Source organism: Massilia sp., assembly GCF_046293535.1.
Classification (GTDB): domain Bacteria; phylum Pseudomonadota; class Gammaproteobacteria; order Burkholderiales; family Burkholderiaceae_D; genus Telluria.
Genome location: NZ_JBKBOV010000033.1, coordinates 20,666 through 41,710 on the forward strand (window position 1 = coordinate 20,666; position 21,045 = coordinate 41,710).

General features: G+C 65.9%; 20 protein-coding genes. 15 read left to right on the forward strand and 5 right to left on the reverse strand.

The window, feature by feature from the left end; all coding sequences use genetic code 11:
* Nucleotides 1-40: 40 nt before the first annotated feature.
* The 3 genes from ACK4S9_RS16655 to hmgA form a co-directional block, all read right to left on the reverse strand.
* Nucleotides 41-847: a redoxin family protein gene (locus ACK4S9_RS16655; protein ID WP_409727749.1), complete on the reverse strand. Its 807-nt coding sequence runs from the start codon at nucleotides 845-847 to the stop codon at nucleotides 41-43.
* 57 nt (nucleotides 848-904) lie between these two features.
* Complete coding sequence (locus ACK4S9_RS16660) at nucleotides 905-2,230, reverse strand: hemolysin family protein (protein ID WP_409727752.1); 1,326 nt, start codon at nucleotides 2,228-2,230, stop codon at nucleotides 905-907.
* A gap of 122 nt (nucleotides 2,231-2,352) precedes the next feature.
* Nucleotides 2,353-3,660 (reverse strand): homogentisate 1,2-dioxygenase, encoded by a 1,308-nt coding sequence (gene hmgA / locus ACK4S9_RS16665; RefSeq protein WP_409727755.1) that lies wholly within the window; start codon nucleotides 3,658-3,660, stop codon nucleotides 2,353-2,355.
* Between the two features lie 148 nt (nucleotides 3,661-3,808).
* On the opposite strand from hmgA, the gene ACK4S9_RS16670 reads away from it, so the two are divergent.
* The 5 genes from ACK4S9_RS16670 (at nucleotide 3,809) to ACK4S9_RS16690 (ending at nucleotide 8,253) form a co-directional block, all read left to right on the forward strand.
* Nucleotides 3,809-4,714, forward strand: coding sequence for a LysR family transcriptional regulator (locus tag ACK4S9_RS16670; protein WP_409727758.1), 906 nt, complete (start codon nucleotides 3,809-3,811; stop codon nucleotides 4,712-4,714).
* Between the two features lie 66 nt (nucleotides 4,715-4,780).
* On the forward strand, nucleotides 4,781-5,869 hold the full coding sequence (gene hppD / locus ACK4S9_RS16675; protein WP_409727761.1) for a 4-hydroxyphenylpyruvate dioxygenase: 1,089 nt from the start codon (nucleotides 4,781-4,783) through the stop codon (nucleotides 5,867-5,869).
* A 205-nt stretch (nucleotides 5,870-6,074) separates the two neighbouring features.
* Nucleotides 6,075-6,422, forward strand: coding sequence for a CidA/LrgA family protein (locus ACK4S9_RS16680; RefSeq protein ID WP_409727763.1), 348 nt, complete (start codon nucleotides 6,075-6,077; stop codon nucleotides 6,420-6,422).
* Nucleotides 6,415-7,152, forward strand: coding sequence for an LrgB family protein (locus tag ACK4S9_RS16685; protein WP_409727766.1), 738 nt, complete (start codon nucleotides 6,415-6,417; stop codon nucleotides 7,150-7,152). The genes ACK4S9_RS16680 and ACK4S9_RS16685 overlap by 8 nt, the downstream gene beginning before the upstream one ends.
* Before the next feature lie 78 nt (nucleotides 7,153-7,230).
* Nucleotides 7,231-8,253: a patatin-like phospholipase family protein gene (locus ACK4S9_RS16690; RefSeq protein ID WP_409727769.1), complete on the forward strand. Its 1,023-nt coding sequence runs from the start codon at nucleotides 7,231-7,233 to the stop codon at nucleotides 8,251-8,253.
* A gap of 64 nt (nucleotides 8,254-8,317) precedes the next feature.
* Here ACK4S9_RS16690 and ACK4S9_RS16695 read toward each other — a convergent pair whose 3' ends face one another.
* Nucleotides 8,318-8,914 (reverse strand): hemerythrin domain-containing protein, encoded by a 597-nt coding sequence (locus ACK4S9_RS16695; protein ID WP_409727772.1) that lies wholly within the window; start codon nucleotides 8,912-8,914, stop codon nucleotides 8,318-8,320.
* 355 nt (nucleotides 8,915-9,269) lie between these two features.
* On the opposite strand from ACK4S9_RS16695, the gene ACK4S9_RS16700 reads away from it, so the two are divergent.
* From ACK4S9_RS16700 to ACK4S9_RS16710, 3 genes are all read left to right on the forward strand, one after another.
* The gene (locus tag ACK4S9_RS16700; RefSeq protein WP_409727775.1) at nucleotides 9,270-10,292 is read left to right on the forward strand and encodes a manganese catalase family protein; all 1,023 of its coding nucleotides are present in this window, start codon (nucleotides 9,270-9,272) and stop codon (nucleotides 10,290-10,292) included.
* Between the two features lie 58 nt (nucleotides 10,293-10,350).
* Complete coding sequence (locus ACK4S9_RS16705) at nucleotides 10,351-11,274, forward strand: ZIP family metal transporter (protein ID WP_409727778.1); 924 nt, start codon at nucleotides 10,351-10,353, stop codon at nucleotides 11,272-11,274.
* A gap of 434 nt (nucleotides 11,275-11,708) precedes the next feature.
* Nucleotides 11,709-12,302, forward strand: coding sequence for a TetR/AcrR family transcriptional regulator (locus ACK4S9_RS16710; RefSeq protein WP_409727780.1), 594 nt, complete (start codon nucleotides 11,709-11,711; stop codon nucleotides 12,300-12,302).
* A gap of 414 nt (nucleotides 12,303-12,716) precedes the next feature.
* Here the strand turns inward: ACK4S9_RS16710 and ACK4S9_RS16715 are convergent, their stop codons facing one another.
* Entirely contained in the window at nucleotides 12,717-14,060 is a 1,344-nt protein-coding gene (locus tag ACK4S9_RS16715) for an MFS transporter (RefSeq protein ID WP_409727783.1), read from the reverse strand.
* Between the two features lie 192 nt (nucleotides 14,061-14,252).
* Between ACK4S9_RS16715 and cyoA the strand changes: the two genes are divergently transcribed.
* The 7 genes from cyoA to ACK4S9_RS16750 are packed head-to-tail and all read left to right on the forward strand — an operon-like array spanning nucleotide 14,253 to nucleotide 21,045.
* Nucleotides 14,253-15,299, forward strand: a complete 1,047-nt coding sequence (cyoA, locus tag ACK4S9_RS16720; protein WP_409727786.1) for a ubiquinol oxidase subunit II — start codon at nucleotides 14,253-14,255, stop codon at nucleotides 15,297-15,299.
* A gap of 2 nt (nucleotides 15,300-15,301) precedes the next feature.
* The gene (gene cyoB / locus ACK4S9_RS16725; RefSeq protein ID WP_409727789.1) at nucleotides 15,302-17,305 is read left to right on the forward strand and encodes a cytochrome o ubiquinol oxidase subunit I; all 2,004 of its coding nucleotides are present in this window, start codon (nucleotides 15,302-15,304) and stop codon (nucleotides 17,303-17,305) included.
* Between the two features lie 25 nt (nucleotides 17,306-17,330).
* Entirely contained in the window at nucleotides 17,331-17,948 is a 618-nt protein-coding gene (cyoC, locus tag ACK4S9_RS16730; RefSeq protein WP_409727837.1) for a cytochrome o ubiquinol oxidase subunit III, read from the forward strand.
* The gene (gene cyoD, locus ACK4S9_RS16735) at nucleotides 17,945-18,346 is read left to right on the forward strand and encodes a cytochrome o ubiquinol oxidase subunit IV (RefSeq protein WP_036212632.1); all 402 of its coding nucleotides are present in this window, start codon (nucleotides 17,945-17,947) and stop codon (nucleotides 18,344-18,346) included. Before cyoC ends, cyoD begins: the two co-directional genes overlap by 4 nt.
* Nucleotides 18,347-19,150 (forward strand): SURF1 family protein, encoded by an 804-nt coding sequence (locus tag ACK4S9_RS16740; RefSeq protein ID WP_409727792.1) that lies wholly within the window; start codon nucleotides 18,347-18,349, stop codon nucleotides 19,148-19,150. It abuts the gene before it with no gap.
* A gap of 15 nt (nucleotides 19,151-19,165) precedes the next feature.
* On the forward strand, nucleotides 19,166-20,506 hold the full coding sequence (locus ACK4S9_RS16745; protein WP_409727795.1) for an ATP-binding protein: 1,341 nt from the start codon (nucleotides 19,166-19,168) through the stop codon (nucleotides 20,504-20,506).
* Nucleotides 20,503-21,045: a response regulator transcription factor gene (locus ACK4S9_RS16750; RefSeq protein WP_409727798.1), complete on the forward strand. Its 543-nt coding sequence runs from the start codon at nucleotides 20,503-20,505 to the stop codon at nucleotides 21,043-21,045. Before ACK4S9_RS16745 ends, ACK4S9_RS16750 begins: the two co-directional genes overlap by 4 nt.

Sequence of the window (21,045 nt, forward strand, 5' to 3'; positions counted from 1 at the left end):
AGGATGGCGAACTTGGATTCCCGCAGTACGCCAATAAAGTTTACGGCTCCAGGGCCGCCAGCTTTTCCCTGAGCGTGGCTTCCGACAGCTCGCCCACGTGCCGGAAACGCAGCCGGCCCCCAGCATCGTAGAACAGGGTCGTCGGGAAGCCCAGCGAACCGGTGCGCGCGGCCAGCTGCCCGGCGGGGTCGACCACCACGTTCTCCATGCGCAGGCCCTGGGACGACAGGAAAGCCTGCACCGTGCTTGCCGACTCGCGCTGGTTGACGAACACGAAGCCGACGTCGGAGCGCTTGCGCTGCATCGCCGCCAGCGCCGGCATCTCGCGCCGGCAGGGCGGGCACCAGGTGGCCCACAGGTTGACCACCAGCGGCTTGCCCTGGTAGCTGCGCAGGGGCACTTCGGCGCCGTCCAGGCTGCGCACGCTGAGTTCGGGCATGGGCGCGTGCGGCGGGGCGAAGGCCGGCAGCGCCAGGTTCCCGCCCAGCCAGATCGCGATGCCCGAGAGGCTGGAGACCAACAGCGGACGGCGCAGGCCCGGCTGGCGGCGCGACAGTTCGGCGCCCACCACGCAGGCCACCAGCAGGCCGGCGGTGGCGTCGAAGCCGCCGTCGCGAAAGTCCAGCGCGCGCCAGGGGCTATCGGCGAACAGGTCGTGGTGGCGCAGCACGAACACCGCGCGCGCGGCGACGAAGCCGGCCAGCAGCATCTTCCACAGGATCGGACCGGGATCGAGCGCGCGGCGCCGGCGGAACCACTCGGCCAGCAGGTTGGCCGCCAGGATGCCGCCGACCACCAGCAGCACGCCCGTGGGCAGGATAAAGGGACCTAGTGTGACGGCATCCATCGGGATCTGTTCCTTGTTGAGACAGCCCGACGATACCCGGCGAAACTTAACAGAAGATTAATCCCGTTCCGGTTCCGACTCCACCGGCACGTAGCGCGAAACCATGATGCGGTCGATGCGGTTGCCGTCCATGTCCATGACCTCGAAGCGGAAGCCGTCCCAATCGACGATCTCGGCGGGCTTGGGGATGTAGCCGAGCTGGTAGAGCATGAAGCCGGCCAGGGTGTGGTAGGCGCCTTCGTCCTCGCCGGGAAATTCGGCGGCAGTCTCGAGCAGGTCGCGGAAGCGGTCGAGCGACACCCCGCCGTCCACCAGCCAGCTGCCGTCCGGGCGCTGCACGGCGTCGGCGTCGTGCTCCTCGCCGGCCACGGTGACGTCGCCCACCAGGGCGCTCATGACGTCGCTGAGCGTGACCATGCCCTGGATGTCGCCGTACTCGTCGACGATCAGGGCCAGTTCGGCGCGGTTCTTCTTGAACATCTCGAGCAGGGCCATGGCGCTCACGGTCTCCGGCACGTACAGCAGTTCCTGCACCGCGCCGTCGAGGTCGACCCCGTCGAGCGAACCGGTACGCACGGCCTGGCCGAACAGGTCGCGCGCCATCACGTAGCCGAGGATGTGCGAGCGGTCGCCCCGGCACACCGGGAAGCGGCTGTAGGGATTGCCGGCGATGGTTTCCAGGTTCTGCTGGCGGTCTTCGTCGAGGTCGAGGATCACCAGGTCGACGCGCGGCGTCATCAGGGACTTGAGGTGCTGGTCGTCCAGGCGCAGGGCGCGCTGCACGATGTCGTATTCGGTCTTTTCGAACACGCCGGTGTCGGCGCCTTCCTTGATGCTGCCGATGATGTCTTCCTCGGTCGGCGCTTCTTCCTTGGCTTCGCGGATGCCGATCAGGCGCACGATCGCGTTGGTGCTCAGGGACAGGAACTTGACGAAGGGCGCCATCATCACCGACAGCAGGCGCAGCGGCTGCGAGATCAGGGTGGCCACCGCTTCCGGGAAGGCCATGGCGATGCGCTTCGGGACCAGTTCGCCGAAGATGATCGAGGCGATGGTGATCGAGATGACGACTATGCCGAGCGCGACTTCGCGCGCATAGGGGCCGATCACCGGCACCGTGGCCAGTTCGGGCGTGAGGTGGGTAACCAGCGAAGCCTCGCCGAACGCACCGTTGAAAATGCCGATCAGGGTGATCCCGACCTGCACGGTCGAGAGGAAGTGACTGGGGTCGTCGGCCAGCTTGAGGGCCGCGCGCGCGCCCAGGCTGCCTTCTTCGGCGCGCCGTTCCAGGCGCATGCGCTTGGCCGAGACCAGTGCCAACTCGCTCATGGCGAACACTCCGTTCATCAGGATGAGGAAGGAGATGATCAGTATGTCGGTCAACACTGGCGCGGGGCCTCCGTCGGACTATCCGGGCCGCGACCGGTTACGCGCAGACGTGGCGTACGCCACATCATCGCATGCCGGAGGGGGTTTCCGCCACACGAATTGTCAAGTTGATATCTTCAGCCTGCCGGGCGGAAATGCTTGTCGATGCCGGCCCAGCACTGCTGGTAGTCGGCCTGCAGCTGCGGCGAGGACAGCGCGTACGCGGTCGGCGCGATCACGTGGCGGGTCTCGAACATGAAGGCCATGGTGTCCGCCACCTTGTGCGGACGGCTGGTGTCGGCGCTGCTGGCCTTGTCGAAGGTGGCGGCGTCCGGACCGTGCCCGCTCATGCAGTTGTGCAGGCTGGCGCCACCCGGCACGAAGCCCTCGGCCTTGGCGTCGTAGGCGCCGTGGATCAGGCCCATGAATTCGCTGGCCACGTTGCGGTGGAACCAGGGCGGGCGGAAGGTGTCTTCGCCGACCAGCCAACGCGGCGGGAAGATCACGAAGTCGAGCGTGTCCACGCCCGGGGTGTCGCTGGGCGCCTGCAGCACCAGGAAGATCGACGGGTCGGGGTGGTCGTAGCTGATCGAGCCGATCGTGTTGAAGTGGCGCAGGTCGTACTTGTAGGGGGCGTAGTTGCCATGCCAGGCCACCACGTCGAGCGGGGAGTGGCCAATGCTTGCGCGCCACAGGCCGCCGCAGAACTTGGCCACCAGTTCGAACTCGCCTTCCAGGTCCTCGTAGCGCGCGCAGGGCGTGAGGAAGTCGCGCGGGTTGGCCAGGCCGTTCGAGCCGATCGGCCCCATGTCGGGCAGCCGCAGGAGCGCGCCGAAGTTCTCGCAGATGTAGCCGCGCGCCTGGCCGTCGGGCAGTGCGACCCGGAAGCGCACGCCGCGCGGGATCACGGCGATCTCCTGCGGCTCCACCTCCAGCAGGCCGAGTTCGGTGGCGATCGACAGCCGGCCCTGTTGCGGCACCACCAGCAGTTCGCCGTCCGCGCTGTAGAAATAGCGCCCCTCCATGTCGCGGTTGGCGGCGTACAGGTGGATCGCGCAGCCGCTCATCGATTCGGGCGAGCCGTTGCCGGCCATGGTGACCCAGCCATCCAGGAAATCGGTCGGCGCGTCCGGCATGGGCAGGGGGCTCCAGCGCAGCTGGTTGGGCGGCGCCGGGGAGTCGAAGCGCGAGACGATGCGGCCGGCGCCGATCGGGGTGAAGCTGCCGTGCACGGCGGCCGGGCGGATCCGGTACAGCCAGGAGCGGCGGTTGTGGTGGCGCGGCGCCGTGAAGGCGCTGCCCGAGAGCTGCTCGGCGTACAGGCCGTAGGCCACGCGCTGCGGCGAGTTGCGGTGCTGCGGCAGGGCGCCGGGCAGGGCTTCGGTGGCGAACTCGTTGCCGAATCCGCTCATGTATCCGCTCATGTCGGGGATGGAGGGGCTCATGCTCACTCTCAGGTGCTTGAATGACGCTACTCTAGAAGAATCGCGCATGTTTTACGAGATGAATAGAAAAATGTAGACTATTCACCATCTAAATACTACTGGCCGCGCGCGCATGCCGCGCCCACAATGCAGCCCTGACAAAAGCGCCATGATCGAACCGCACAGCATCGACCTGAATTTGCTCTCGGTATTCCAGGAAGTCTACCGGGAACGCCAGATTTCCTCGGCCGCGCGCAGGCTGGGGCTGAGCCAGTCGGCGGTGAGCAATGCGCTGGCGCGGCTGCGGCGCAGCTTCGGCGACGAATTGTTCGTGCGCACCGCCAGCGGCATGCAGCCGACCCCGCTGGCGACGCAGATGGCCGAGCCGATCGGGGTGGCGATGGCCCAGGTGGCGCTGGCGCTGAACCAGCGCAGCCGCTTCGATCCGGCCACCAGCGGCAGGCGCTTCGTGCTGGCGATGACGGACGTGGGCGAGATCTACTTCATGCCGACCCTGATCGAGCGCTGCAAGCTGCTGGCGCCGCAGGTCGAGATCAGTTCGGTTCGGGCGGGCAGCCTGGCGCTGAAGGAGGAAATGGAAGGCGGGCGGGTGGACCTGGCGGTGGGGCCCTTCGAGGACATCTCGGAAGCGCTGTACCAGCGCCAGTTGTTCCGCCAGCCCTATGTGACGATGTTCCGCAAGGGCCATCCGCTGGGAAAGGGCGAGCCGAGCCTGGCGCGTTTCGTGCGGGCCGAGCACATGCTGGTCGATGCGAGCGAGAGCCCCTACGACCGCATCAACGCGCTGCTGGCGCGCGCCGGCGTGGGGCCGACGGTGCGCTTCCGGGTGCCGCATTTCACCGCGGTGCCGTATATGGTGGCGACGTCCGACCTGGTGGTGACGGTGCCGCAGAAGCTGGCCGAACGGGCCGCCGCGCCCTTCGGCCTGGAATGGATCGTGCCGCCGTTGGAGCTGCCCGCGCTGCAGACCAACGTGTTCTGGCACCGGCGCTACAACCAGGATCCGGGCAACCAGTGGCTGCGCGGCTTGCTGGCGGAAGTATTTGCAGAATGAGCCGCAGTTTTACCTGCGCGGCCGTGGAGACGGCCGCTGACCAACGACACTACAAGGAAGAGAAATATGGCAGACCTGTTTGAGAACCCCATGGGCCTGATGGGCTTCGAGTTCGTCGAGTTCGCCTCGCCGACGCCGGGCGTGCTCGAAGAAGTGTTCGAGAAGCTGGGCTTCACCAAGGTGGCGGTGCACCGCTCGAAGCAGGTGGCCTTGTACCGCCAGGGCGGCATCAACTTCATCATCAACAACGAGCCGAAGAGCTACGCCGCCTACTTCGCCGCCGAGCATGGCCCGTCGGCCTGCGGCATGGCCTTCCGCGTCAAGGATTCGCACAAGGCCTATGCGCGCGCGCTGGAACTGGGCGCCCAGGCGGTCGAGATCCCGACCGGCCCGATGGAACTGCGCCTGCCGGCCATCAAGGGCATCGGCGGCGCGCCGCTGTACCTGATCGACCGCTTCGAAGAGGGCAAGTCCATCTACGACATCGACTTCGAATTCATCGACGGCGTCGACCGCAATCCGGTCGGCCACGGCCTGAAGATCATCGATCACCTGACCCACAACGTGTATCGCGGCCGCATGGCCTTCTGGGCCGGCTTCTACGAGAAGCTGTTCAACTTCCGCGAGATCCGCTACTTCGACATCAAGGGCGAGTACACGGGCCTCACCTCGAAGGCGATGACGGCGCCGGACGGCATGATCCGCATCCCGCTGAACGAAGAGGGCAAGGCAGGCGGCGGCCAGATCGAGGAATTCCTGATGCAGTTCAACGGCGAAGGCATCCAGCACATCGCCCTGCTCACCGACGACCTGATCAAGACCGTGGACAGCCTGCGCGAGGCCGGCGTGCCCCTGATGAAGGCCCCGCCCGACACCTACTACGAAATGCTGGACGGGCGCGTGCCGGGCCACGGCGAGAACGCCGAGGAACTCAAGGCGCGCGGCTTGCTGCTGGACGGCGCGGTCAAGGACGGCAAGCCGCGCCTGCTGCTGCAGATCTTCTCGGAGACCCAGCTCGGCCCGGTGTTCTTCGAATTCATCCAGCGCAAGGGCGACGACGGTTTCGGCGAAGGCAACTTCAAGGCCCTGTTCGAGTCGATCGAGCGCGACCAGCTGCGCCGTGGGGCGATTGCAGGGGCGACTGCCGCTGCGTGAGGGCGCGGTTGATCGCGCAGAATTGGGCTCCCGCCTTCGCGGGAGCGACGTAAGCTCGTTCGCAGGAATCCTGCTCCGGATAAGCCAGCGCATATAATCGATGTCGTCCCGGCGCAGGCCGGGACCCAAGGCCCCTCGCGAACCACTAACCCACGCCGGCCGCCCGGTTTTGCTATGCTGAGCGCTTTGCACCAGTCAAAGCCCCATGCTCGCCGCCTTCACCATCCTGCTGCTGTTCCAGTGCCTTGGCGAAGGCCTGGTCTTCCTGCTGGCGCTGCCGATTCCCGGCCCGGTCGCCGGCATGCTGCTCCTGATGGCCGCCCTGATCGCCTCGCCGGCGCTGGAAAAGCGCATCGAGGAGGCGGCCAATACCCTGCTGTCGCACCTGTCCGTGCTGTTCGTGCCGGCCGGCGTCGGCATCATTGCCACCGCCGCCAGCGGCAGCGGCCACTGGTTCGCGATCCTGGCCTCGCTGGTCGCCAGCACCGCGCTGACGCTGGCGGTCACAGGCTTGCTGCTGCGCGGGCTCGGCAAGCGGGACGGCGATGCCTGAACTGCGCGATTTCACGGAATTCTGGGTCTACCTGTCGGCCTCGCCCCTGCTGGGCCTGACCATGACCCTGTGCGCCTACCTGGCCGCGCAGCGCATCACCGCCTTCTTCAAGGGGGCGCCGCTGGCCAATCCAGTGGCGATCGCGATCGCGCTGGTCGCCGGCGTGTTGTGGATGTCCGGCATGTCCTACCAGCGCTATTTCTCAGGCGCCCAGTTCGTGCACTTCCTGCTCGGCCCGGCCACCGTGGCCCTGGCGCTGCCCCTGGTGCGCCAGTTGCCGCGCCTGCGCCGCGCCTTTGTGCCGCTGGCCTTCGCCCTGGTGCTGGGATCGGTGACGGCGATCGTCTCGAGCGTGGCGATCGCGCTGCTGCTGGACGCCACGCCGCAGCTGGCCGCCACCCTGGGGCCGAAATCGGCCACCTCGCCGATCGCGATGGCGGTGTCGGAAAGCCTGGGCGGCATCCCCGCCCTGACGGCGGCGCTGGTGATCGGCACCGGCATCTTCGGGGCGATCGCCGGCCCCTGGCTGTTCGACCGCCTGCAGATCGCCTCGCCGGCGGCGCGCGGCTTCGCCCTCGGCCTGGCGGCGCACGGCATCGGCACGGCCCGGGCCTTCAACTCCAGCGCGGAGATGGGCGCTTTTGCCGGACTGGCCATGGGCCTGAACGGTGCGCTGACGGCCCTGATCGCCCCGGTGCTGGTGCCGGCGCTGCTGCGCTGGCTGGCCTGAACATTCCTACGGGCAGCGTCGCGCCCTCAATTCCCTCAAATCGTTAGACTCCGCCTATTTGGATACAAGGAGTCTTTCGTGACGACGGCAAGCAAGCGAATCAGCCTCGGGCTGCAAGGCGGCGGTACCTACGGCGCCTACACGTGGGGCGTGCTCGACCGCCTGCTGCAGGAAGAGCGGCTCGAGATCGCCGCCCTCAGCGGCGCCAGCGCCGGCGCCATCAATGCCGCGGTGGTGGCCGACGGCATGGCCCACGGGGGCGGGCGCGAGGGAGCCCGGCGCGCGCTGGCCCGTTTCTGGCACGCGCTGGCGGGCACCGCCATGTTCAGCCCCCTGCAGCGCACTCCGGCCGACCACCTGGCGGGCGGCTTCACCATGCGCCATTCGCCGGCCTACCAGATGCTGGAGATGGCGGGGGCGCTGGCGGGCGCGGTGCGGGAAATGCCGCTGACGGCGAACCCGCTGCGCCAGTTCCTGAGCGTGATGATCGATTTCGACCGGGTGCGCGCCTGCGAGCAACTGCAGGTGATGGTGAGCGCGACCAACCTCAAGACCGGCAGCGGCAAGCTGTTCTTGCGCGAGGAACTCGACGCCCAGCGCCTCATGGCGTCTGCGTGCCTGCCGACCGTGTTCGCCGCCGCCGAAGTCGACGGCGAACTGTACTGGGACGGCAGCTACGTGGCCAATCCGCCGCTGGCGCCACTGGTGGAGGCGGGCGCCGAAGACCTGCTGGTGGTGCAGATCAATCCGGTGGCGCGCAACGAGGTGCCGCGCAGCATGGCCGACATCAGCAACCGCGCCAACGAGATCGCCTTCAACATCAGCTTCCTGCGCGAGGTGAACGCCTTGCTGCACAGCGGCGCGGTGCCGGACGAGGAGGTCGGCGATTCGACCGTGGTGGCGCCGGTACGCCTGCACCTGATCAGCGCCGCCCACGCGCTGAAGGAACTGAGCATCTCGAGCAAGTTCAATGCCGAGCCGCGCTTCCTGCAGATGCTGCACGACCGCGGCGTGGCCGCGGCCGACGCCTGGCTGGCCAGGCATTTCGACGATATCGGGCGGCGCACGACGCTCGATCCCGCCATGGTGTTCCGTCCCTGAGCGGACCAAAGAAAAACCGGCCAGGCGGCCGGTTTGCAGGGCGTCGCGGACCGGCCGGGCAGCATCAGGCCGGGTTCGACTTCCAGGTCTTCTTCGGTCCGAAGGCCTTGACGGCGAACAGCGCGCTGGCCAGGCCGACCACCAGGGCTGCGCCGCTGCCGCCGAAGCCGACCGCATGCTCCTTGGCCAGTTTGCCGGCCTTCGGTCCCACCAATTGCATGCGGCGGCGCGTCATCTGGACGCCCAGCTCGGACAGGGCCTCGCGGCTCAGCTTGGCCTCGGCATGCGGCAGCAGCGTGGTTTCCTCGTCGGCCACGTGGTGCATCACGTCGCGCATCAGTTCCATCACCAGCTTGTCGTGGCGCGGGTCGGAGCCGCTGGTGCGGCGCAGTTCGGCGATCATGCGGCGCATCTCCATGTGCTCGGGCTCGGCCTTGTGCATGAAGGGTTCGCCCGAGTCGCGCTGGCGCATCACCGGGTAGAAGATTTCTTCCTCGAGGGTCGCGTGGATTTCCAGCGCGTCGCAGATGGTGTCGGCCAGCGCCTTCTTGACGCGCGGCGGCTTGTCCTTTTCGTACTGGTGGAAGGTGACCATCACGTGCGAATGGTCGAAGCGGATCATGTTGGTAATCGTCGGGCTCAGCTTGTTCAGGTTAAACATTGGTACCCCCTTTGTGGTCAACTATTCAACATGGTAGTGCGCTGCGGCTCGTCATTACTGTAGGAGTGCGCGCCGCGCCCTTGTCGGCCTGGTCCCCACGGCGGCGCGCGTCCAGGCCCGCAGTCTCGCGGCAAAGTGTAAAGTGGCCCGAAAAATACTCTTATTTATCAATTCCAACATTTCCATCAAGTTCCTTAATTGTCGCTCTAGTCCTACAAAGATACGCGCGAACACCTGATCCTCACCGCATGGTTGAACTGCCAACATGAGATATACGGTTGCCGGTCACGGCCGGCGCCATTGGTACGGTGTCGCCCCCGGCGCGCCCAATGACTCAACACCGGAGGAATTGTCCATGTTTGCACACAACAAACGCCTGCAGTACACGGTCCGCGTCAGCGAACCGAATCCAGCGCTCGCCAACCTGATGCTGGAACAGTTCGGCGGCCCCCAGGGCGAACTCGCCGCGGCCATGCGCTACTTCACCCAGGCCGTCTCGGAAGACGATCCGGGCCGCAAGGACATGCTGTTCGACATCGCCACCGAGGAACTCAGCCACCTCGAGGTGATCGGCCACATCGTCGCCATGCTGAACAAGGGCGCCAAGGGCCGCCTGGCCGAAGCCGTGGACACCGAAGCCGAAATGTACCGGGCCATCACCGGACCCGGCAACGACAGCCACATCACCCAGGTGCTGTACGGCGCCGGCACGCCGCTGGTGAATTCGGCCGGCGTGCCCTGGACCGCGGCCTACATCGATTCGATCACCGAACCGACCGCCGACCTGCGCTCGAACATCGCGGCCGAGGCGCGCGCCAAGATCGTCTACGAGCGCCTGATCGCGCTCACCGACGACCCGGGCGTGAAGGAGGCGCTGGGCTTCCTGATGACGCGCGAAGTGGCGCACCAGAAGTCCTTCGAGAAGGCGCTGTACGCCATCGAGCCGAACTTCCCGGCGGGCAAAATGCCGGCCGATCCGCGCTTTGCCAGCGTCTACTACAACATGTCGCAGGGTCCGGGCGAAATGCGCGGCCCCTGGAACCAGGGCGCCGACTGGGACTTCGTCACCGACCGCGAGAAGCAGATGGCGGTGGACGGCGGCTCCGGCGAGGCCGAGGTGGCCCTGCCGAGCGGCGACATCGACATCCTCAAGCAGATGGCGATGCGCACCATGTCCGACCCGATGTCCTCGCCGCGCACCGGTGCCGAACTCGGGATGAGCATGCAGTCCGCCGGCGGTGGTACGATGGCCGGGCAATCGGGCAGCGCCATGGGTAGCGCCGAGCTCGGCTCGAAAGGCGGGCAGCTCGACGACACCGGCATGAGCAAGCCGCAGGACAAAGGCACCGCCAAGGGCATGAAGGCCATGAAGAAGTAAGCACGCGCCGCGCGGCCCGGTACGGTCCGGCGCCGCGCGGCTTCTCGACGGGAATTGCATGAACACGAATGCGGACAAGGCGCATGACAACCGGCTGATCGCAGCGCGGGCGCTGCTGCGCACGCTGACGGTGCGCCGCGTCGTTGGTTTTCTCCTCTGCAGCATCGGCTGCATCCTGCTGCTCGGCAGCCTGGTCGAACAGCTCATGAACGCGAATCCCAAGATGCACCGCGCCCTGCTGGGCGGCGCCACCGCCGCGGCCGCCACGGCGCTGGGCACCTTGCCGGTCTTGTTCGCACAGAATTTCTCGAAACGCAGCTACGACTGCTTCCTCGGCTTCGGCGCCGGCGTGATGCTCGGCGCGACCGCGTTCTCGCTCGTGATCCCGTCGATCGCCGCGGCCAAGGCCGCGGGCGCCGGCAGCTGGGAAGCGAGCCTGATGACCGGCGCGGGCATCATGGCGGGGGCGGGCGCGATCCTGCTGCTCAGCCGCGCGGTGCAGTCCGAGCGCGTCCTCGCGCAGGGCGACGCCGGCGTATCGATCCGCCGCGCCTGGCTGTTCGTCTGGGCCGTGGCCCTGCACAACCTGCCCGAAGGCATGGCGATCGGGGTCGGCTACGCCGGCATCGACATCGACAAGGCCAACGCCCTGGCCACCGGGATTTCGATCCAGGACGTGCCGGAAGGCCTGGTGGTGGCGCTGGCCCTGCGCACGGTCGGCTACAGCCGCCTGACCGCGGTCGGCCTGGGCGTGGTCTCGGGCCTGATCGAACCGGTGGCGGCGGTCGCCGGCGTCGCGCTGATCGGCATCGCCGCCGGCTTGCTGCCCTTCGCGCTGGCGGCAGCGGGCGGCGCCATGCTCCTGGTGATCGTCAACGACGTGATTCCCGAATACCGCCAGAACGGCAACGGCACCTTCGCCAGCATCGCGCTGGTGTTCGGCTTCATCCTGATGACGGTGCTCGACACGGCGCTGGCCTGAGCCTGGGCGGGGGTGCCGCCGCTCAAGCCGCTCCCAGGTGCCGGGCGAACCAGTCGCAGGCGGCCTGGGCGACCTCGTCCAGCTTGCCGGTTCCTCGAACAGCTGGCCGGCCCCGGGCACCAGGAGCCGCTTGTCGCAGCGGAGCAGCCGGAGGCCTGGCGGTTCGGTTCGACCACCACGGCGTCGTCGCCGCTGGCGGTCAGGAGGGTGAGGCGATCACCGCGCCCAGCGCGTGCGCACTGGCCAGGTGCCTTCGAGCCGGGTGGTCCCGGCGTCGAGCGTGACGGGTTGCGTACGCATCATGGCGGCTCGGGGGAAGACATCGGTTTGACCGCGTCGCGGCCTGAAAATTCACCATGGCTATGGATATGATGCGCTTGACTTCATAAATATGACGAGCGTAATATGAGGCTCATCATATTTTGGAGCGTCCCATGAGCACGTCCGCCAAGGCCAGCAAACGCGAGCAGTCCCATCACCGCATCGTCGAAGCGGCCAGTCGCGCCGTGCGGCGCCATGGATACGCCGGCGTCGGCGTGGCCGAGGTCATGAAAGAGGCTGGCCTCACCCATGGCGGCTTCTACGCCCATTTCGATTCGCGCGACGCCTTGCTGGTCGAGGCGATCGAGCATGCGGGCGCCATCAGCAGCGCGCTGCTGGACGAGCGGATCGCGGCGCGCACCGGCGACGCCGGCAATGCCTTGCAGGCGCTGATCGAGCTTTACCTGTCCGACGAACACCTGGCGCATCCGGAAGACGGGTGCGTGGTCGGCGCGCTGGCGAGCGAAATGCCGCGCCAGGAAGAGTCGGTGCGCGCGGCCTCGGCGCAGCGGGTCGACCGCCTGGTGCGCCGGGTTGCCGCAACGCTTCCCGGCGACGCCGACCCCGGCCTGGCGGGCGTGATTGCCGGCGCCCTGGTGGGCAACCTGCAACTGGCGCGGATCCATGGTGACAATGCCGAGGGCAGGGCGGCGTTGGCGGCCGCCCGCCGCTCCCTGGTGGCGCTGTTCGCTTTCCGGGTCGGGTGAGGTGGGGGCGGAGTCTTCAGCGACAGATAATATGATTCAAATCATATGATCCCGATCATATATTTGACCCATCATATGATGAGAATCATATGATGGGCATCATGCGCTAATTCCGTTCAGTTAGCAGAAAAACGTCACTCCGGCGAAGGCCGGAGCCCGAGCCAAGCGCTTCGATAGCGCACGCAGAACCTGGATTCCGGCGTTCGCCCACTGCTGTCCGGGATAATCGCTCACTCTACATTAATAGGGGTTTAGGGAAGCGGTGGCCGTGTAAGAGTAGCCAACAAACAAACTTTAAGCCTCTAACTCGTCGTACGCGCCACTGGCGTGCATGACGTGCATACGCCGAGCGGAAAGAAAAACGCCCCGGGGCGCCAGGCGCCGCGGGGCGTTTGCTCGGGCAGGCGAGGCGCCTCAGTCGCGAATTTCGAGCGCCCGGTTCAGGCTCAGCGCCGCCAGCGAACCGACCGCACCCGAGAGCAGGTACAGCGACACGTAGCCGAGGCCGAAGTGCGCCGACAGTCCCAGTGCGACCAGCGGAGCGAAGGCCGCGCCCACCAGCCAGGCCAGGTCCGAGGTCAGGGCCGCGCCGGTGTAGCGGTACTGCTGCTTGAAGTTCGCGGTCACCGCGCCGGCGGCCTGGCCGTACGACAGGCCCAGCAGCACGAAACCGACCAGGATGAAGGTGTTCTGGCCGGTCACGCCGCCATCCATCAGCGACGGCACCGCCAGAGAGAACAGGCCGATCAGCACGGCCAGGGTGCCCAGGGTGGTGCGGCGGCCGACCTTGTCGGCGATGAAGCCGGAGGCCAGGACGGCCAGCACCGCCAGGCCGGCGCCGCCCATCTGCACCAGCAGGAACTCGTCCATCGGACGGGTGTCGTAGAGCTGAATCCAGGACAGCGGGAACACGGTCACCAGGTGGAACAGCGCGTAGCTGGCCAGGGCCGCGAGGGCGCCGATGGCGATGTTGCTGCCCTGCGACTTCACCAGTTCGCCGACCGGGGCCGGGTCGAGTTCATGGGCATCCAGCAGGCGCGAGTACTCGCTGGTGGAGACCAGGCGCAGGCGCGCGAACAGGGCCACGATGTTGATCGCGAAGGCGCAGAAGAACGGGAAGCGCCAGCCCCACACCAGGAAGTCGTCCTGCGACAGGTTGGCCACCAGGTAGGCGAACAGGCCGGCGGCGATCAGGAAGCCGACCGGAGCCGCCAGCTGGCCCAGCATCGCATAGAAGCCGCGCTTGTTCTCCGGGGCCGAGAGGGCCAGCAGCGAGGGCAGGCCGTCCCACGAGCCGCCCTGGGCGACGCCCTGGCCGATGCGCATCAGCGCCAGGATGACGATGGCGGTCGCGCCGATCCGGTCGTAGGACGGCAGGAAGGCGATCACGCAGGTGCTGGTGCCCATCAGGAACAGGGCGACCGTGAGCTTGATTTCGCGGCTGAACCGGGTCTGCAGCCACATGAACACCACCGTGCCCAGGGGGCGCGCGATGAATGCGAACGAAAAAACGATAAACGAGTAGAGTGTGGCTTCGAGCCGGTCCGCCCACGGGAAAAATATCGCGGGGAACACCAGAACTGAAGCGATCGCGTAGACGAAGAATTCGAAATATTCCGAGGCGCGGCCGATGACCACGCCGACGGCAATTTCTCCCGGGTGGATCTCGCCGTCCCGGGCGTTGATGTTGCGGGCCCCGCTGGTAGGGTGGGTGATGGGAGCGGCACCTGCGCCGCCGTACGTCGTCGTGCTTTGCATATCTTCGTCTCCTTGGGGTCAACCCGGCCTGCTGCAGTTCGAGCGTCGCACCCTGTTCTATTGTTTTAGCGCCATCCCAGCGATGTCGTAATTGCAATATAGCAAGGGTGGGACAAAGTGTCCAATGGTTGCCGTAGGCCGTTGGCGTTACAGTAGCATGTTCTTATTCCCATGTAACGTTAGATACCTAGCATGATTCCTAAAATTGTCCGCCGCGGACTCCCATTACTTCCGCTTGCAGCGCTGGCCGGCTGCAACACGGTCGTCATGAATCCCACCGGCGATATTGCAAAGCAGCAGGCAGACCTGATCACGATCTCGGTTCTGCTCATGTTGATCATCATCGTCCCGGTGATGATTCTGACGGTCCTGTTCGCGTGGCGTTACCGCAAGGGCGCCAACGCGAAGTACGAACCCGATTGGGACCACTCGACCAAGCTCGAGCTCGTGATCTGGGGCGCGCCGCTCCTGATCATCATCGTTCTCGGCCTGATCACCTGGGTCTCGACCCACAAGCTGGACCCCTATCGTCCGCTCGACCGTCTCGACGAGAACCGCCCGATCCCGGCTTCGACCAAGCCGCTCGAAGTGCAGGTGGTGGCGCTCGACTGGAAGTGGCTGTTCATCTATCCGGAGCAGGGCATCGCCTCGGTGAACGAACTGGTCACCCCGATCGACGTGCCGATCCGCTTCAAGATCACCTCGTCGACCGTGATGAACACGTTCTACATCCCGACGCTGGCCGGCATGATCTACGCGATGCCGGGCATGGAGACGACCCTGAACGCGGTGCTGAACAAGACCGGCGACTACAAGGGCCTGTCCGCCAACTTCAGCGGCGAGGGCTTCTCGCACATGTACTTCGCCTACAAGGGCGTGACCGGCGGCGAGTTCGACGCCTGGGTGCAGCAGATGAAGACCAAGCCGGGCGTGCTGGACCGCGCCGACTACCTGAGCCTGGAAAAGCCTTCCGTGCGTGAGCCGGTGCGCTATTACGGCCAGGTGGAAACCGCGCTGTTCAACCGCATCCTGAACCGCTGCGTGGCCGAAGGCAACGTCTGCATGAACGAGCAGATGTCCCAGGACCACAAGCGCAATGCGATCGCGGCCGCGGCCAAGCGCCTGCCGAGCAAGGCCCAGTTGGAGCAGATGGCGCAACTGGCGGAAGCGGAAATGTGCATCACGCCGGAAGCCGGTGGTCCGGCAGTCGGCACTCCTAATTATTCTGTGAAGAAGTAATCATGCAAGAATCTCTCGACCTGACGAAGCTTATCTTCGGTCGGCTCAGCTGGGACGCGATTCCGTTCCACGATCCGATCCTGCTAGCGACCTTCGCTGGCGTGGTGGTCGGTGGTGCGGCCCTGGTGGGCCTGATCACCTACTTCCGCCAGTGGGGCAACTTGTGGAACAACTGGTTTACCAGTATCGACCACAAGAAAATCGGTATCATGTACATGATCCTCGGCCTCATCATGTTCCTGCGCGGCTTTGCCGACGCCTTGATGATGCGCGCCCAGCAGGCTTTCGCCTTCGGCGCCAACAAGGGCTTCCTGCCGCCCGACCACTACGACCAGATCTTCACCGCCCACGGCGTGATCATGATCTTCTTCGTGGCGATGCCGTTCGTGACGGGCCTGATGAACTACGTCGTGCCGCTGCAGATCGGCGCCCGCGACGTCGCCTTCCCGTTCCTGAACAACTTCTCGTTCTGGATGACCACCATGGGCGCCGTGCTGGTCATGGCCTCGCTGTTCGTGGGTGAATTCGCACGTACCGGCTGGCTGGCCTATCCGCCGCTGTCGGGCATCCTGGCAAGTCCAGGGGTCGGCGTCGACTACTACATCTGGTCATTGCAGATCGCGGGCGTCGGCACATTGCTGTCCGGCGTGAACCTGATCGTCACCATCGTCAAGATGCGCGCGCCGGGCATGGGCCTGATGAAGATGCCCGTCTTCGTCTGGACCTCGCTGTGCACCAACATCCTGATCGTGATCACCTTCCCGATCCTGACCGCCGTGCTGGCCATGCTGGGCATGGACCGCCTGTTCGACACCGCGTTCTTCACGAACGACCGTGGCGGCAACGCGATGATGTACGTGAACCTGATCTGGATCTGGGGCCACCCGGAGGTGTACATCCTGATCCTGCCGGCCTTCGGCATCTTCTCGGAAGTCGTCTCGACCTTCTGCGGCAAGCGCCTGTTCGGCTACACCTCGATGGTCTACGCGACCTGCGTCATCATGGTGCTCTCGTACCTGGTGTGGCTGCACCACTTCTTCACCATGGGCAGCGGCGCGAGCGTCAACTCGTTCTTCGGCATCACCACGATGATCATCTCGATCCCGACCGGCGCGAAGATCTTCAACTGGCTGTTCACCATGTACCGCGGCCGGATCCGCTTCGAATTGCCGATGATGTGGACCGTGTCGTTCATGCTGACCTTCGTCATCGGCGGCATGACCGGCGTGATGCTGGCGATCCCGGCGGCCGACTTCGTGCTGCACAACTCGCTGTTCCTGATCGCGCACTTCCACAACGTGATCATCGGCGGCGTCGTGTTCGGCCTGTTCGCCGGCTTCAACTACTGGGCACCGAAGATGTTCGGCGTCAAGCTGAACCAGTTCTGGGGCCATGTGTCCTTCTGGCTGTGGTCGATCGGCTTCTGGGTTGCTTTCACCCCGCCGTACATCCTGGGCTTCATGGGCGTCACCCGCCGCATGAGCCACTTCGAGGATCCGTCGATCCAGTGGCTGTTCCAGATTTCGCTGGTCGGCACCCTGATGATCGCCGGCGGTATCGGCGCGCTGCTGCTGCAATGCTTCTTCACCTGGAAAGACCGCGCCAAGCTGCGCGACGTCACCGGCGACCCGTGGGATGGCCGTACGCTGGAGTGGGCGACCTCGTCGCCTCCGCCGGACTACAACTTCGCCTTCACCCCGGTGGTGCACGACAACGACACCTTCGCCGACATGAAGAAGAACGGCTACCAGCGTCCGCTGAAGGACTTCGTGGCGATCCACATGCCCAAGAACACCTGGGCAGGCTTCGTGATCTCGGCGCTGTCGGCGGTGGTGGGCTTCGCGATCATCTGGCACATGTGGCTGCTGCTGGTCGTGTCCTTCGTCGCCATGATGGCCGCGATCATCGTCCACACGTTCAACTACAAGCGCGATTACTACATCCCGGCGGAAGAAGTGGCCCGTACCGAGGAAGCGCATACCCGACTGCTGAAGAGCTACGTCTGAAACGATTATGGCAAATAATGTAACCATGAACGGCGGCCTGACCGCCGACGAGGTGACCGCGCGCTACATGGTGCGCGAGCACCATCCGGAGCAGGGCACGCTGCTGGGCTTCTGGATCTACCTGATGAGCGACTGCCTCATCTTCGCGTCCCTGTTCGCCACCTACGCGGTGCTGGGCCGTAACTACGCCGGCGGTCCGACCGGCGCCGAGCTGTTCGACCTGACGCTGATCGCGATTAACACCGCCTTCCTGCTGCTGTCGTCGATCACCTTCGGTTTCGCGATGATCTCGGCCCAGGCCAAGAAGAAGGGCGCGACCCTGCTCTGGATGGGCGTGACCGGCGTGCTGGGCGTGGCCTTCCTGGCGCTCGAGATCTACGAGTTCTACCACCTGATCCACCAGGGTGCGGGTCCGCAGCGTAGCGGCTTCCTGACGGCGTTCTTCGCGCTGGTCGGCACCCACGGCCTGCACGTGCTGTTCGGCGCGATCTGGCTGGTCGTGCTGATGGTCCAGCTGGCCAAGTTCGGCATCAACACCGAGAACTTCCGTCGCCTGCAATGCCTGTCGCTGTTCTGGCACTTCCTGGACGTGGTCTGGATCGGCGTGTTCACCTTTGTCTACCTGATGGGAGTGCTGCCATGAGCGACCACATCCACCACCACGAGGTCGATCACGACGGCCATACCAGCTTCGTGACCCACTACTCGATGAAGGACTACGCGATCGGCTTCGTGCTGTCGCTGATCCTGACCGCGATTCCGTTCTGGCTGGTCATGGGCAACGTGCTGCCGCCCGAGACGACCAAGTACGTGATCATGGGCTTCGCCGCCGTCCAGTTCGTCGTGCAGATGATCTACTTCCTGCACATGAACTCGAAGTCGGAAGGCGGCTGGAACATGATGGCGCTGATCCTGACCGTCGTCCTGCTGGTGATCGTGCTGGCCGGTTCGATCTGGGTCATGTCCCACATGAACGCCAACATGATGCCGGCCATGGGTGGAGCAAGCGACACCACCCACGGCATGCACGACATGCAGTAAATGCAGTACCCGCGCGACCAGCAGGCAGGTCCTGCCGCCCATCCTCCACGCAGCGCTTTCGCGCGGCGGATGCTGGCGGTGGCGGCCCTGCTGCTGCTCGCGCTTTTTTTCGCCCTCGGCACCTGGCAGGTCGTTCGCCTGCAATGGAAGCTGGACCTGATCGAGCGCGTCGAATCGCGCGTGCATGCGGCGCCCGTCGCAGCGCCCGGCCCCGAGCGCTGGGCCCAGGTTTCCAGGGAAACCGACGAATACCGGCGCGTACGCGTGGCCGGACACTACCTCTACGAACTCACCGCTCCCGTCCAGGCCCTGTCCGAGCTGGGCGCGGGCTTCTGGCTGCTCACGCCGCTCTGTACGGCCGAAGGCCACATCGTCTTCATCAACCGCGGCTTCATTCCCGCCTCCGAAAACAAGCCAGGCACCTATCCTGCCCGCCGCGCCGCCGCCGATCCCTGCGCGACCGGCGGCGAGCGGGTCGAGGTCACCGGGCTGCTGCGCATCAGCGAGCCGGACGGCGGCTTCCTGCGCGACAACGATCCGGCGAACAACCGCTGGTTCTCGCGCGACGTGCAGGCCTTGGCCGCCGCGCGCGGCCTGCAACAGGTTGCGCCGTTCTTTATCGATGCCGGCAAGAACCATGCTCCGGCAGGCGCGCCCGAGCGCGCCGTCGGCGGCCTGACCGTCGTCTCTTTCACCAACAATCACCTCGTCTATGCCCTGACCTGGTATGCGCTGGCCCTGATGGTCGGCGCTGCCTGGTGGTGGATCGGCCGTCACGGCGCTACAATGCGCGACGATGACTGACACCACCCCACGGGCATGATCCAGAATCCCCTCGATTTCTTCGCCAAGGCGGCGCGCAGCTCGCCCCAGGCGGCGGCGGCGAACGTCGAATTCGCCGCCGGCCACAAGAACATGCTGCAGCTGATCGAGCTGCGCTGGATCGCCGTGATCGGCCAGGTCACGACCATCGCCTCGGCCATCCTGATCTTCGAGATCGAACTGCCGCTGCTGCCGATGCTGCAGGTGCTGGCCTGCCTGATCGCCTTCAACGTCGCCAGCCACCTGCGCTGGCACGAGCGCCGGCCGGTCTCGAACACCGAGATGTTCATGGCCTTGCTGGTCGACGTCGCCAGCCTGACCGTGCTGCTCTACCTGTCCGGCGGCATCACCAATCCCTTCGCCTTCCTCTACCTGCTGCAGGTGATCCTGTCCGCGGTGCTGCTCGAAGCGATGTGGACCTGGACCATCGTCCTGATCACCATCGCCTGCATGGCCGGCCTGGCCATGTACGCCCAGCCGCTGGCGCTGCCATTCGACCATGCGCGCGGGATCTCCAGCCTCTACATCCAGGGCCTGCTGGTCTGCTTCGCGCTCAACGCGGCGCTGCTGGTCATGTTCATCTCGCGCATTTCCGACACCCTGCGCGACAAGGCCGCCCAGCTCGCGGCCCTGCGCCAGCAGGCGGTCGAGGAAGAACACATCGTGCGCATGGGCCTGCTGGCCTCGGGCGCGGCCCACGAGCTGGGCACGCCGCTGGCGACCGTATCGGTGATCCTGGGCGACTGGAAGCGCATGCCGCAGTTCCGCAACGACCCCGGCCTGCTGGAAGAACTCACCGAGATGCAGACCCAGCTCCAGCGCTGCAAGACCATCGTCAGCGGCATCCTGCTGTCGGCCGGCGAGGCGCGCGGCGAATCGGCGGTGCGCACCACCGTGCGCAGCTTCCTCGACGGCGTGGTGGGGGGGGGGGGCGCCAGCCGGCAGGCAGCCACCTTCCAGTACAATAACCGTATCCGGGAAGACCGGCCGGTCGCGTCCGATTCGGCGCTCAAGCAGACCATCGACAACCTGCTCGACAATGCGCTCGAGGCCTCGCCCGACTGGGTCGGCCTGGACGCCTGGATCGAGGACGACATCCTGTACGTGATGGTCACCGACCGCGGGCCGGGCTTCGCGCCCAGCATGCTTGGCCAGATCGGCAAGCCCTACCAGTCCACCAAGGCCAAGCCGGGGCGGGGCCTGGGCCTGTTCCTGGCCGTGAACGTAGTGCGCAAGCTGGGCGGTTCGGTGGTCGCCGCCAACCGGGCGGAGGGCGGGGCGCAGGTGAGCCTGACGCTGCCGCTGGCAAGCATCGAACTGGAAGAGGAAGGCATTTGACAGACATTACTGAGCGCCTGCTGCTCATCATCGAGGACGACGAGGCGTTCGCACGTACCCTGAGCCGCTCGTTCGAGCGGCGCGGCTACCGGGTGCTGGTCGCTCACGGCCATGAGGAGGCAGCCGCGCTGCTGGCGCAGCATACGCCCGGCTATGCGGTGGTCGACCTGAAGCTCAAGGGCAACAGCTCCGGCCTTGCTTGCGTGCAGCTGCTGCACGAGCACGACCCGGACATGCTGATCGTGGTGCTGACCGGCTTCGCCAGCATCGCCACCGCGGTCGAGGCGATCAAGCTGGGCGCGGTCCAGTACCTGGCCAAACCGTCCAATACGGACGACATCGAGGCCGCCTTCGGCCACGTGGCCGGCAATACCGACGTCGAGGTCACCAACCGCTCGACCTCGATCAAGACGCTGGAGTGGGAGCGCATCCACGCGGTGCTGGCCGAAACCGACTTCAATATCTCGGAGGCGGCGCGCCGCCTCGGGCTGCACCGGCGCACGCTGGCGCGCAAGCTCGAGAAGCAGCGGGTCAAGTAG

Coding starts and splice junctions, on each gene's coding strand:
- cyoC (WP_409727837.1), top strand. CDS start 17,331: ATGAACGGCGGCCTGACCGCCGACGAGGTGACCGCGCGCTACATGGTG.
- cyoD (WP_036212632.1), top strand. CDS start 17,945: ATGAGCGACCACATCCACCACCACGAGGTCGATCACGACGGCCATACC.
- cyoA (WP_409727786.1), top strand. CDS start 14,253: ATGATTCCTAAAATTGTCCGCCGCGGACTCCCATTACTTCCGCTTGCA.
- ACK4S9_RS16700 (WP_409727775.1), top strand. CDS start 9,270: ATGTTTGCACACAACAAACGCCTGCAGTACACGGTCCGCGTCAGCGAA.
- ACK4S9_RS16740 (WP_409727792.1), top strand. CDS start 18,347: ATGCAGTACCCGCGCGACCAGCAGGCAGGTCCTGCCGCCCATCCTCCA.
- ACK4S9_RS16745 (WP_409727795.1), top strand. CDS start 19,166: ATGATCCAGAATCCCCTCGATTTCTTCGCCAAGGCGGCGCGCAGCTCG.
- ACK4S9_RS16715 (WP_409727783.1), bottom strand. CDS start 14,060: ATGCAAAGCACGACGACGTACGGCGGCGCAGGTGCCGCTCCCATCACC.
- ACK4S9_RS16680 (WP_409727763.1), top strand. CDS start 6,075: ATGCTCGCCGCCTTCACCATCCTGCTGCTGTTCCAGTGCCTTGGCGAA.
- cyoB (WP_409727789.1), top strand. CDS start 15,302: ATGCAAGAATCTCTCGACCTGACGAAGCTTATCTTCGGTCGGCTCAGC.
- hppD (WP_409727761.1), top strand. CDS start 4,781: ATGGCAGACCTGTTTGAGAACCCCATGGGCCTGATGGGCTTCGAGTTC.
- ACK4S9_RS16695 (WP_409727772.1), bottom strand. CDS start 8,914: ATGTTTAACCTGAACAAGCTGAGCCCGACGATTACCAACATGATCCGC.
- ACK4S9_RS16685 (WP_409727766.1), top strand. CDS start 6,415: ATGCCTGAACTGCGCGATTTCACGGAATTCTGGGTCTACCTGTCGGCC.
- ACK4S9_RS16655 (WP_409727749.1), bottom strand. CDS start 847: ATGGATGCCGTCACACTAGGTCCCTTTATCCTGCCCACGGGCGTGCTG.
- ACK4S9_RS16710 (WP_409727780.1), top strand. CDS start 11,709: ATGAGCACGTCCGCCAAGGCCAGCAAACGCGAGCAGTCCCATCACCGC.
- ACK4S9_RS16670 (WP_409727758.1), top strand. CDS start 3,809: ATGATCGAACCGCACAGCATCGACCTGAATTTGCTCTCGGTATTCCAG.
- ACK4S9_RS16705 (WP_409727778.1), top strand. CDS start 10,351: ATGAACACGAATGCGGACAAGGCGCATGACAACCGGCTGATCGCAGCG.
- hmgA (WP_409727755.1), bottom strand. CDS start 3,660: ATGAGCCCCTCCATCCCCGACATGAGCGGATACATGAGCGGATTCGGC.